Here is a 12,085-nt window from a genome sequence, read left to right as displayed (position 1 = left end):
GCTGCGTACCGCCCCTGGCGGGCGCCCGGTTGGTCGCGAAGCCGCCGGTCGCCGTCCCCGAGGAGACGGGGCGGCGGCGGGCGCGGCCGGAGCGGCAGCGGGCGCGGCCGGAGCAGCAGCAGCGGCGGGCGCGGGGGCAGCGGCAGGGGTCGGCGCGGGGCCGGCCTGGGTCGCGGCCTGGGTCACTGGGGTCACCTCGGTACCGGGCTTGTAGTCGGCGAAAAAGTCCCACCAGGCTCGGTCGACCGAGTTCGGGTCCTGGAGGTACTGCTGGTAGATCTCGTCGACGAGCCACTCATTGGGGCCGAAGCCAGTGGAGCTTGCCGAGCTGTTGGGGGTTTCAGGGGACTGTGGCGACACGGCGGCAACCGCCCTCTTCCGCTTCCTTTTGGGATGTTTGGACAGCGGGGATTAAGGCTACGCCCCTGACCGGTGATCGCGCAGTCCCCGAGGCCCAGGCGTCGCCCAGATCACAGTGTTGACCTGCACTTTGGCTGAAAAAGTGCGTTAGAAAGCCGTATCTGTGGGGAACCGATCGGCGCCGAACAGGGTCCATACGGGGCGAAACCGGACAAAAACTCGGCCGAATCCGCTAACGATCTTCGTGTACCTCTGTGTCGGATCTGTGACAAATGTCCTGACCGTCACCCTGGCGCTGTCCGGGCAGCCGGACCTCGATCCGGCAGCCGCGCGGGGACTCGGCCACCGCGATCCGCCCGCCGTGCAGGTCCACCGCCCAGCGGGCGATGGCCAGGCCCAGCCCGGTCCCGCCGTCCGCGCCTGGTCCGGCGGCGGTCGCGGTGCCGCTGCGGCTGAACCGCTCGAAGACCCGGGTGCGGTCGGCGGGCGGGATGCCGGGGCCCTCGTCCTCGACCTCCAGCAGCAGGCCGCCCCGCTCGCCCTCCGGTCGTGCCCGCACCGTCACGGTGCCGCCGGGCGGGGAGTGCTTGCAGGCGTTGTCGACCAGGTTGGCGACCACCTGGTGGAGCCGTTCCGGGTCCGCCACGCCGGTCAGGCCGACCGGGCTGACCTCCAGGGCCAGCCGGACGTCCCCGCGCCGGGAGAAGGCGCCGCCGGCCGTCGCGCCGTCCACGGTGACCCCGCGCAGCACGCCGTCCAGGAACTCGCGCACCTCGAAGGGGCGGGCGTCCAGGTCGACCACGCCGTCGTCGATCTTGGAGAGGTCGAGCAGGTGGGTGACCAGGCGGCCGAGCCGCTCGGTCTGCTCCAGCGCCGCCCCCAGGGTGGTCGGATTGGGCTGGACGACGCCGTCCACCACGTTCTCCAGGACGGCGCGCAGCGCGGCGATCGGCGTGCGCAGTTCGTGCGAGACGTTGGCGACCAGCTCGCGGCGGTGCCGGTCGGCGGCCTGGAGGTCGGCGGCCATGGCGTTGAAGGCGGCCGCCAGTTCGCCGATCTCGTCGCGCGAGTTCACCTCGACCCGGCGGCTGTAGTCGCCGGAGGCCATCGCGCGGGCGGCGGCCGTCATCTCGCGCAGGGGGGCGGTCAGCCCGTGCGCGAGGAACTGCATGAAGAGCAGTGAGGCGATCATGGAGAAGACCATGATGATCCGGATCTGGGTCTCGGACCGGATCGCCACGACCACCATCCCGGTGGCCAGGAACACGGAGACGATCACGAGCAGGGCGAGCTTGCCCTTGATCGAGCGGACCGGGTCGAGCGGCCGGATGTCGGCCCAGACCCGGCGGGCGGCGCGGGCGGCGAGATTCTGCGGCCGCGCGTCGTCGGATTCCCCGTTGCGTTGCTGTGGAAAGGTCATTGTCCCGTGTGGTCCCCGCGTCGTCCCCCCGCGTGGTGGCCCGGCGTCGTCCGGACACGGGCCCCCCGGCGGCCCGTCGCCCGCGAAGCCGTCCTAGGAGAGCGGGGCCTCCAGCGCGTAGCCGACGCCGTGGACGGTGCGGATCCAGCTGGCGCCGATCTTCCGGCGCAGCGCCTTGACGTGGCTGTCCACGGTGCGGGTGCCGGAGGCGTCGGTCCAGTCCCAGACCTCGGCCAGCAGCTGCTCGCGGGTGAGCACGGCGCGCGGCTGGGCGGCCAGGCAGGCGAGCAGGTCGAACTCGGTCGGCGTCAGGTGGACGTCGCCCGAGGCCAGCCGGACCCGGCGCTGCACGTGGTCGATCTCCAGCTCGCCGAACCGCAGGCTGCCCAGCGCGGGCGTGCGGGCGGCCTGCTGGGCGCGCTCGACGCGGCGCAGCAGGACGTTGACGCGGGCGGCCAGCTCGCGCATCGAGAACGGCTTGGTCATGTAGTCGTCCGCGCCCACGCCGAGGCCGACCAGCAGGTCCGTCTCGTCGTCGCGGGCGGTCAGCATCAGCACCGGAACCGGGCGCTGGGCCTGGATCCGGCGGCACACCTCCAGGCCGTCGAAGCCGGGCAGCATGATGTCGAGGACCACCAGGTCCGGCTGCCAGGTGTGGAAGCCGTCGACCGCGCCGGGGCCGTCGTGGGCCACGGCGACCTTGAAGCCCTCGGCGCCCAGCCGGGCGGCGATCGACTCGGCGATCGTGGGCTCGTCCTCCACCACCAGGACTCTGCGCTGGCTGCTCACAGTGCCACCGGTGTTGTGGTTGTCCTGCTGAATTTCTGTCACGGTCACGCCACCGCCCCCAGGGCTGCGGGCCGGCCACCTGTGGGGATGGCGGGGCTCCGCTCGTAGTCTTGTTCCGTCGTGGACTGTGCCGGGTCCGCCGTCCCGTCGTGCGACAGGGAGCCGAGGACGGATGGTCGGCCGCCCACTTCTCCCGCGCACTTCGCAGCGTACGGACAGCGGATGCTTCCCGGCAGGTGGACCGGACGTTTCCGGCCCGTGGGCCGGCTGTCGGGCCGCCCTCGGACCCACTGCACGAGTGGGCACGGGCCGATACCTTACCCGGCGAATTTTCTCTGTGTAACGGTACGTATGCAGTCCAGTTGACGCCAAGTCGCCGGTCAGAGGCCGTGCTGCCGCACTGGCGGGGAGAAGGTCTGGACCAATGCCGGGAATCCTCCGGTCCGCTGCGGCCGGGGTCTTCACGGGCTTTTCCCAGGTGCCTCTCAGGACCTCGACGTACCGTGGCCGCGACAACACCCGACCGGGCGGAATCCGTGGCGCGCGCCGGTACGTTGGGCACCGGGCGAGGAGCCGGTGGCTGCGGCGTGGAGCGGAGGCGGCATGGCGGGACTGGGGTTGGGTGCCGGCGGAGTCCGGACCGCGGGAGCGCCGTACGGAATGCTCCGCCTCGGGCTGCGCACCGGTGTCGTGGAGTGGCTGCTGGAACGGGTGCCGACGCCCCGGCGAACGCCCTTCACGCTCGGATACCTCGCCGTCGTGGGAGCCACCACGACCTTCGCCGGACTCGCCGATCCGGAACTCGTCCAGCGGTTGCAGGAGGCCTCCAGTTCGGACGGGCACAACCTGCTCCAGCATCCTCTGCGCGCCCTTGCGCTGAGCGGATTCTGGGTGGCCGGCGAGGTGTGGATGCCGTACCTGTGGGGATTCGCGCTCACCCTCGCGCCGCTGGAGCGCAGGATCGGCCCGGCCCGGGCGGCGGCCGTGTTCGCGGCCGGGCACGTCGTGGCGACGCTGCTCTCCCAGGGGGTGGTGATCGCCGCGGTGGAGACCGGGCGGATGGCGCCCGAGGTGATGGACCAACTGGACATCGGGGTCAGCTACGGCGTGCTCGCCTGCCTGGGGGCGGTGGCCGGGCTGCTCTCCTGGCGCGGGCGGCTGCTCGCGCTGGGCGGCGCCGGGCTGATGATCGTCGAGCAGATCGCCACCGACAAGGACGTGATCACCGGCGTGGGGCACCCGGCCGCGGTGCTGACCGGGGTCGCGCTGTGGCGCTGGGTGCGCCGGGCCGAGCGGCGCCCGCTGAGGCCGCGTCCGGCCCCGGCGACGGCCGCCGGCGGTGCGCCCGCGCGGGTGTGGACGGCGCGTTGACGCCGTTGCCCGGTCGTGATCGTTCCGGGGCCGGGGATCTTCGCCCCGGGTTTTCCGGAGGCGTGTCCGGTGCGCTTTCCGTGCTCTTTTGACGGAGCCCGGCGCGGCACCTCCCGCCCCGATTCGTGTTCGCTCACGGCGAACTGAGGGTCGGGAACATCCGGCGGCCGCGAGGCCTTAGTCAGGTCGACTCAAGTTCGCTGACTGGGGAGAGATCATGGCATCGACGTCCACACCGCTCACCCTGCCCGTGCTGCCGCTCGACGACGAGGTCGTCCTGCCGGGCATGGTCGTTCCGCTGGACCTGAAGGACACCGAGGTGCGCGCCGCGGTCGAGGCCGCCCGGGCCGCCGCCACCGGCGCCGGCAAGCCGCAGGTCCTGCTGGTCCCGCGGGTGGACGGCTCGTACGCGGCGGCCGGCACGCTGGCCACCGTGGAGCAGGTCGGCCGGCTGGCCGACGGCCCCAACGCGGTCGGGCAGCCCGCCGCGCTGGTGCGCGCCGTGCGCCGGGTCCGGATCGGCGTCGGTACCACCGGCCCCGGCGCCGCCCTCTGGGTGGAGACCACGCCGTTCCGGGAGTCCTCGGTGGGCACCCCGGTGGCCGGCCGGGCCGCCGAGCTGGTCAGGGAGTACAAGGCGCTGTCCACCCAGTGGCTGCGCAAGCGCGGCGCCTGGCAGATCGTCGACCGGGTGGACCGGATCGAGGGCGTCGGCGAGCTCGCCGACAACATCGGCTACGCGCCCTTCGTCACCGCCGAGCAGAAGCTCAAGGTGCTGCTGGAGGCCGACCAGGTCGCCCGTCTGGAGTACGCGCTCACCCTGCTGCGCGACCACCTCGCCGAGGAGGAGGTCAACGACACCATCCGCAAGGACGTCGAGGAGGGCGTGGCCAAGCAGCAGAAGGAGTTCCTGCTCCGCCGCCAGCTGGAGGCCGTCCGCAAGGAGCTGGCCGAGCTGAACGGCGAGGCGGCCGACGAGGAGGGCGACTACCGCGCCCGGGTCGAGGCCGCGGACCTCCCGGAGAAGGTCCGCGAGGCCGCGCTCAAGGAGGTCGACAAGCTGGAACGCGCTTCCGACCAGTCGCCCGAGGGCTCCTGGATCCGCACCTGGCTGGACACCGTCCTGGAACTGCCCTGGAGCGAGCGCACCGAGGACGCGTACGACATCGCCGGCGCCCGCGCGGTGCTGGACGCCGACCACGCCGGCCTGGCCGACGTGAAGGAGCGGATCGTCGAGTACCTGGCCGTCCGCAAGCGCCGGGCCGACCAGGGGCTCGGGCCGGTCGACGGGCCTCGGCCGGAGGGGCAGAGCGAAGCGCTCCCCAGGAAGAGCGGTGGGCGACGGGAGGGAGCGGTGCTTGCCCTGGTCGGCCCGCCCGGCGTCGGCAAGACCTCGCTCGGCGAGTCGGTGGCCCGGGCGATGGGCCGCACGTTCGTCCGGGTCGCGCTCGGCGGCGTCCGGGACGAGGCGGAGATCCGCGGCCACCGGCGCACCTACGTCGGCGCACTGCCCGGCCGGCTGGTGCGGGCGATCAAGGAGGCCGGCTCGATGAACCCGGTCGTCCTGCTGGACGAGATCGACAAGGTCGGCTCCGACTACCGGGGCGACCCGGCCGCCGCCCTGCTGGAGGTGCTGGACCCGGCGCAGAACCACACCTTCCGGGACCACTACCTGGAGGTCGAGCTCGACCTCTCCGACGTCGTCTTCCTCGCCACCGCCAACGTCCTGGAAGCCATCCCCGAGCCGCTGCTCGACCGGATGGAGCTGGTCCGGCTGGACGGCTACACCGAGGACGAGAAGGTCGTCATCGCCCGCGACCACCTGCTCCCGCGCCAGTTGGAGAGGGCCGGCCTCGGCGGCGAGCAGGTCACCGTGGACGAGCCGGCGCTGCGCAGCCTCGCCGGGGAGTACACCCGCGAGGCGGGCGTCCGCAACCTGGAGCGCTCGATCGCCCGGGTGCTGCGCAAGATCGCCGTGCAGGCCGAGCTGGGCGAGCGCGAGCTGCCCGCCGCGGTCGGCGCGCAGGACCTGCGCGCCCTGATCGGCCGGCCGCACCACGTGCCGGAGTCCGCCCAGGAGCCAGCCGAGCGCCGCACCGCCGTCCCCGGCGTGGCCACCGGCCTCGCGGTGACCGGCGCCGGCGGCGACGTCCTCTACATCGAGGCCTCGCTCGCCGACGCCGAGACCGGCGGCACCGGGCTGACCCTCACCGGGCAGCTGGGCGACGTGATGAAGGAGTCCGCGCACATCGCGCTCTCCTACCTGCGCTCGCGCGGCGCCGAGCTGGAGCTGCCGGTCACCTCGCTGCGCGACCGCGGCGTGCACCTGCACATCCCGGCCGGGGCCGTCCCCAAGGACGGGCCGAGCGCCGGCATCACCATGACCACGGCGCTGGCCTCGCTGCTCTCCGGCCGCAAGGTGCGCACCGATGTGGCGATGACCGGCGAGGTGTCGCTGACCGGGCGGGTGCTGCCGATCGGCGGGGTGAAGCAGAAGCTGCTCGCCGCCGACCGGGCCGGGGTCACCACGGTGATCATCCCCAAGCGCAACGAGGCCGACCTGGACGACCTCCCGGCCGAGGTGCTGGAGCGGCTCACCGTCCACCCGGTGGCGGACGTGCGGGAGGTACTGGAGCTGGCGCTGGAGCCGGCCGCGGCCACGGTGCTGGTGGCCGCCTGACCGCAGGCCCGGGCCGCCCGAGCGGTGGCCCGGGCCCCACCGGCGGTCCGAAGGGCCGACGGCATCCCCGCGTGCGAGACTGCGGAGATGCCGTCCCCCACGCAGCGCGCGCTGGCCCGGGTGCCCGACCGGCTGCGCCCCTTCCTGGTACGGCACCGCCGACTGGTGAAGTTCCTGCTGGTCGGGAGCGGCTGCTTCGTGCTCACCACGGTGATCGACTTCGAGCTCAAGTTCACCGTGCTGGAGCACAAACCGGTGGTCGCGCTGACCGTCGCGACCGTGATCGGCACCGTCGTCTCGTACGTGCTGAACCGCCGCTGGGCCTTCCGGGCCGACGGCCGGCAGCGCGAGGCGCTGATGTTCGTCCTGGTCAGCGCGGTGGCGATCGCCGTCAACGACGTACCGCTGGCGTTCTCCCGGTACGTCCTGGACCTGCGCGAGCCGTACATCGGCCCCTACGGGCAGGAGCTGGCGGACTTCCTCAGCGGGATGGTCGTCGGCACCTTCGTCGCGATGCTGTTCCGCTACTGGGCGATGCGGCGGTGGGTCTTCGCCCCGCCCGCCGGGCCCGCCCGGGCCGAGCCCGTTCCCGTGCCGGCGAGGGTGCTCGCGGAACCGGTGACGGTGCTCTTGGAACCCGGTTACGCTGCACCCGAGATGCCACGGGATGTGCCGTAAAGGGGCGAGGTGAGCCTTATGCACGAGCCGGACCCCGTCCCGACCGGGCCCGCCAGCCAGCAGGGGATGCGCCGGGCCAACCTGGCCCTGGTGCTCGGGACGATCGCGAGCGGACCGCGCTCGCGCGCCGAGGTGGCCGCCGGGACCGGGCTGACCAGGGCGGCCGTCTCCTCGCTGGCCGAACAGCTGATCGCCGCCGGCCTGGTGGTCGAGGAGGGCCCCGCCGCGCCCAGCGGCAAGGTCGGCCGCCCCGGCACCGCGCTCGGCCTCAACCCGGCCGGGCCCGGCGGCCTCGGCGCCGAGATCGGGGTGCGGCACCTGGGTGCCTGCGTGGTCGACCTGCGTGGGGAGGTCCGCGCCTGGCGGCGCCGGGAGGTCTCCAACCACGGCCGCGCGCCCGCCGCCGTGATGGCCGACCTCGCCCACCTGCTGCGCGAGGCCGTCGCCGAGTCGGGGCTGCGCCCGGCCGGACTCACCCTGGCCGTGCCCGGGCTGGTCGGCGGATCCGGCGGGATGCTCCGGCGGGCCGCCAACCTGGGCTGGCAGGACATCCCGCTGGCTGCCGAACTGCGCCCGGCGCTGCGGACGGCCGGGGGCGGACTGGCCGAGCTGCCGATCGAGGCGGACAACGAGGCCAACCTCGGCGGACTGGCCGAGCGCTGGCTGGGCGAGGGCCCGGAGGACTTCCTGTACGTCTCCGCCGAGGCCGGGGTCGGCGCGGCGATCGTGGTCGGCGGCCGGCTGCTGCGCGGGGCCGGCGGCTACGCCGGCGAGTTCGGCCACGTACCGGTGCACCCCGGGGGGCGCCGCTGCGCCTGCGGGGCGCACGGCTGCCTGGAGCAGTACGCGGGCGAGGCGGCGGCCCTGCGGGCGGCCGGCCTGACCGGGGCCCGGGGCGACTGGGTGGCACTGCTCGCCGACCGCGCCGGGGCCGGGGACGAAGCCGCCCGCGCGGCGCTCGCCGGGGCCGGCACGGCGCTCGGCACCGCGGCCGCCGGCGCGGTCAACCTGCTGGACCCGGCCGAGGTGGTGCTGGGCGGCGGCTACGCCCGGCTGGCGCCCTGGCTGCTGCCCGCGATGCGGGCCGAACTGGCCGCCCGGGTGACGGTGCGGCCCTGGTCCGAGGACCGGCTGACGGTCTCCCGGCTGGGCCGCCGGGGCCCGCTGCTGGGCGCGGCGGTGCGGGTCGTGCGGGCCATCGTGGCCGACCCCGGGCCACTCGGTTAGGGCGTGTCCGACCATTCGAGTCGCGCGCCCGGCGGGAATGGTCGGACACGCCCTGGGAGACCCCGGGCCCCGCGGGCGGCATGCGTGCCGGGACCGGGAACGCGACCGAGCCCCCGGCCGGGGCGGCTGGGGGCTCGGTGACGGTCGGGACCGGGCGGCTCAGGCCTCGGCGGAGACCAGCTCGCGGCGCTGGGAGCTCGGGTGCCGCAGCACGGCGAGCAGGGCGACACCGATGCCGATCAGCGCCCAGACCACCAGGACCAGGACCGGCAGCCCCAGGTTGGTGGAGCCGAAGTAGGCGACCGACCTGGCCGCGCTGGTGCCGGCGCCGTTCGGGATCCAGGAGCTGATCGCCCGCCAGAACGGTGGCATCATCGGCGCCGGGTAGACCCCGCCCGCGCTCGGGTTGCCGAGCACGACGAAGACCAGCACCGCGATGCCGATGCCGATGATGTCGAACAGGCACTGGAGCGCCATGGTGAAGGCGCCGACCGAGAACACCACGAGCGCGCCGACGGCGCTCAGGCCGAGGATCGAGCCCGGCAGCGCGTCCAGCACCGGCCCGGCGATCAGCGTGCCGAGCACCGCGGCGCCGATCGAGTAGAGCGCGAGCACGCCGAGGCGGATCAGCAGGCGGTGGACGTTGGCGGGCTTGGAGCCCGCGCTGATGCCCAGGATCGAGGCGACCAGGTAGCCGCCGACGCACCAGCCGATCACCAGGTAGAAGGCGGAGAGGCCGTTGGTGTCGCCCGCGGCGAGCGGCACCACGTCGTGGACCTTGACGGTGCGGCCCTGGCTCTGGTCGATCGCGGTGGTGATGGTCTCGGCGGCCTTGGCCGCGGACGGGCCGCGGGCGCCGCCGACCAGCAGGGTGTCCTGGGTGCCGGTCGGGTCCACGACCAGCGCCGCGTAGATCTTCTGGTCCTTGATCTGCTGGGTCGCCGTCTCGGCGTCCGGTGCGGTGAAGGCCCTGACGGCGTCGTTCGGCACCGCCTCCAGCGCGCCGACCAGCTTGGGGGCGACCTGGGGCGGGGCGACCACCGCGATGGAGAGGTTCTGCGGGGCCGGCTTGTGCAGCGCCCCGATGTACGAGGTGATGAAGCCGAGCTGGAGCAGCAGTACTCCGAGCACGAGCAGTGCCGCGCGCGGGGTGACCGCACTCTTCAGTTCGGCGACGAAACCCTGCCCCGGGGCTGCCATCCACATCTCCTTGCGTAACGGGGGAAAACGGTACTTCCAGAACCGATACTTCATACCATGAAGTAGTTGGCCTGTCGCACCTTCCGTACCGGCTCCCGGCGGGTGTCGCTGCGCGATACTGGCGCGGTGAGTGACGAAGAAGCCCTGGTGGCGGTGGAGAGCGAGGTCGCGCTGATGTTCCGGCGGGGCCGGGCCAGAGTGGCGGAACTCTCACGGCGGGTGCACCCCGGGCTGGAGGGCATGGCGTACAGCATGCTCGGCTACATCGAGCAGGCCGGGCGGGTGCGGGTGACCGACGTGGGCGTGCACTTCGCGGTCGGCAAGGCGACGGTGAGCCGGCAGATCCGGGCGCTGGAGGAGCTGGGCCTGGTGGCCCGGGAGGCGGACCCGCTGGACCGCCGGGCCGCGCTGGTCTCGCTCACCGAGGACGGGCGGCGGCGCTTCCTGGCCGCGCGGGACGTCCGGATGCGCCGGGTGCGCGAGGTGATGGGCGGCTGGTCGCCGGAGGACGTGACCCGCTTCGCGGAGCTGCTGCGCCGCTTCAACGACGTGCTGGGGGAGTCGCCGGTCGACTGACCGGGCGGCCGTCGGCGGCGCGACCGGGGCCCGCGACCGCGGGCTTTACTTGCCCTTGAAGAAAGTTGCCTAATTCAACCATCTCGCCGTATGGTTGCTTAAGGCAACGAAATTTCATGACCCGCGCATCCCGCACGCTTCGCCGAAGGACCCAGATGACCGTGACCACCGAGGCCGCGAGCGGAACCGCCGCCGCGGCCGACAGCTCACAGATGACGCACCGGCAGGTGATGGAGGCGCTCTCCGGCCTGCTGCTCGGCCTCTTCGTGGCCGTGCTCTCCTCGACCATCGTCTCCAACGCCCTGCCGCACATCCTGGCCGACCTGCACGGCGGCCAGTCCGCGTACACCTGGGTGATCACGGCGTCCCTGCTCACCCTCACCGCCTCCACCCCGATCTGGGGCAAGCTCTCCGACCTCGCCAGCAAGAAGCTGCTGCTCCAGATCGCCCTGCTGATCTACGTCGGCACCTCGGCGCTGGCCGGCCTCTCGCAGAACACCGGTGAGCTGATCGCCTGCCGCGCGCTCCAGGGCATCGGCGCCGGCGGTGTCGTGGCGCTCGGCCAGATCTGCCTGGCCGCGATGGTCCCGCCGCGCGAGCGCGGCCGGTACAGCGGCTACTTCGGCGCGGTCTTCGCGCTCGCCACCATCGGCGGCCCGCTGATCGGCGGCGTCATCGTGGACACCTCCTGGCTGGGCTGGCGCTGGTGCTTCTACGTCGGCATCCCGTTCGCGCTGGCCGCGATCCTCGTGGTGCAGCGCACCCTCAAGCTGCCGGTGGTCAAGCGCCAGGCGAAGATCGACTACCTGGGCGCGCTGGTCATCACCGCCTCGGTCAGCCTGCTGATGATCTGGATCACGCTGGCCGGCAAGAACTACGCCTGGCTGTCCTGGCAGACCGTGGCCATGGTCGGCGGCGGCCTGCTGCTGGGCGCCCTGGCCGTCGTGATCGAGCGCCGCGCCGCCGAGCCGATCATCCCGCCGGGCCTGTTCAAGTACCGCACCGTCACCCTGGCCGCGCTCGCCAGCGTGCTGGTCGGCGTCGGGATGTACGGCGCGACCACCTTCCTCAGCCAGTACTTCCAGCTGGCCCGCGCCAAGTCCCCGACCGTGGCCGGCCTGATGACCCTGCCGATGATCCTCGGCCTGGCGGTCTCCTCCGCGGTGGCCGGCCGGCTGATCACCAAGTACGGCAAGTGGAAGGCCTACCTGGTCTCCGGCACCGCGCTGCTCGCCGTCGGCTTCGGCCTGCTCGGCACCGCCCGGGCCGACACCGACTACGGGCTGCTCTCCGTCTACATGGCGATCACCGGCGTCGGCCTCGGCCTGACCAGTCAGAACCTGGTGCTCGCGGTGCAGAACACGGTGCCCCGGCACGAGCTCGGCGCGGCCAGCTCGGTGGTCACCTTCTTCCGCACCATGGGCGGCGCGATGGGCGTCTCCGCGCTCGGCGCGCTGATGACCGACAAGGTCGGCCACTACCTGGCCGAGAACCTGGCCGCGGCGCACATCCCGGCGTCGCCCGCGGCGTCCGGCGGCGGCATCCCGGACCTGGCCAAGCTGCCGGCCCCGATCGTGCCGCTGGTGACGGACGCCTTCGGCCACGGCGTCGGCACCGTCTTCCTGTGGGCCGCCCCGTTCGCGGCGCTGGCCTTCGTCACCGTGCTGTTCATCCGGGAGACGGCGCTGAAGACCACCCAGGAGAACTGACCACCCAGGAGAACCGACCACCCAGGAGAACCGACCGGCAGTCGGGATGCGCGAACGGGCCGGGGAGTGCGTGAA

At 73.2% G+C, this 12,085-nt stretch carries 10 protein-coding genes; 6 read left to right on the top strand and 4 right to left on the bottom strand.

Annotated features, from left to right (window positions below):
• The 3 genes from ACFU7Y_RS28280 to ACFU7Y_RS28270 form a co-directional block, all read right to left on the bottom strand.
• Window positions 1-360: hypothetical protein (locus tag ACFU7Y_RS28280; protein ID WP_380770069.1), on the bottom strand; the 360-nt coding region annotated here is incomplete at its 3' end.
• A 232-nt stretch (window positions 361-592) separates the two neighbouring features.
• Window positions 593-1,780: a cell wall metabolism sensor histidine kinase WalK gene (locus tag ACFU7Y_RS28275; RefSeq protein ID WP_224283200.1), complete on the bottom strand. Its 1,188-nt coding sequence runs from the start codon at window positions 1,778-1,780 to the stop codon at window positions 593-595.
• 93 nt (window positions 1,781-1,873) lie between these two features.
• Window positions 1,874-2,611, bottom strand: a complete 738-nt coding sequence (locus tag ACFU7Y_RS28270) for a response regulator transcription factor (protein WP_030057574.1) — start codon at window positions 2,609-2,611, stop codon at window positions 1,874-1,876.
• 618 nt (window positions 2,612-3,229) lie between these two features.
• Here ACFU7Y_RS28270 and ACFU7Y_RS28265 point away from each other — a divergent pair.
• From ACFU7Y_RS28265 to ACFU7Y_RS28250, 4 genes are all read left to right on the top strand, one after another.
• Complete coding sequence (locus ACFU7Y_RS28265; protein ID WP_380770068.1) at window positions 3,230-3,940, top strand: rhomboid-like protein; 711 nt, start codon at window positions 3,230-3,232, stop codon at window positions 3,938-3,940.
• A 217-nt stretch (window positions 3,941-4,157) separates the two neighbouring features.
• Window positions 4,158-6,620 (top strand): endopeptidase La, encoded by a 2,463-nt coding sequence (gene lon, locus ACFU7Y_RS28260; protein WP_224283198.1) that lies wholly within the window; start codon window positions 4,158-4,160, stop codon window positions 6,618-6,620.
• An 87-nt stretch (window positions 6,621-6,707) separates the two neighbouring features.
• Window positions 6,708-7,298, top strand: coding sequence for a GtrA family protein (locus ACFU7Y_RS28255; protein ID WP_224283197.1), 591 nt, complete (start codon window positions 6,708-6,710; stop codon window positions 7,296-7,298).
• Window positions 7,299-7,316: 18 nt separating this feature from the next.
• Complete coding sequence (locus ACFU7Y_RS28250) at window positions 7,317-8,525, top strand: ROK family protein (RefSeq protein WP_380770067.1); 1,209 nt, start codon at window positions 7,317-7,319, stop codon at window positions 8,523-8,525.
• A 159-nt stretch (window positions 8,526-8,684) separates the two neighbouring features.
• On the opposite strand, the gene ACFU7Y_RS28245 is transcribed toward ACFU7Y_RS28250, so the two are convergent.
• A complete protein-coding gene (locus ACFU7Y_RS28245) occupies window positions 8,685-9,725 on the bottom strand; it encodes a DUF3533 domain-containing protein (RefSeq protein ID WP_380770066.1) in 1,041 nt (346 codons plus the stop codon).
• Between the two features lie 126 nt (window positions 9,726-9,851).
• Between ACFU7Y_RS28245 and ACFU7Y_RS28240 the strand changes: the two genes are divergently transcribed.
• Both ACFU7Y_RS28240 and ACFU7Y_RS28235 read left to right on the top strand, forming a co-directional pair.
• Entirely contained in the window at window positions 9,852-10,301 is a 450-nt protein-coding gene (locus ACFU7Y_RS28240; RefSeq protein ID WP_224283519.1) for a MarR family winged helix-turn-helix transcriptional regulator, read from the top strand.
• A 155-nt stretch (window positions 10,302-10,456) separates the two neighbouring features.
• Entirely contained in the window at window positions 10,457-12,010 is a 1,554-nt protein-coding gene (locus ACFU7Y_RS28235; RefSeq protein ID WP_224283520.1) for an MDR family MFS transporter, read from the top strand.
• The last annotated feature ends 75 nt before the right edge of the window (window positions 12,011-12,085 follow it).

It is taken from the genome of Kitasatospora sp. NPDC057542 (assembly GCF_042801945.1).
GTDB lineage: Bacteria > Actinomycetota > Actinomycetes > Streptomycetales > Streptomycetaceae > Kitasatospora.
The sequence above is the reverse complement of the archived record's forward strand: the minus strand, read 5'-3'. Positions and strand labels throughout refer to the sequence as shown.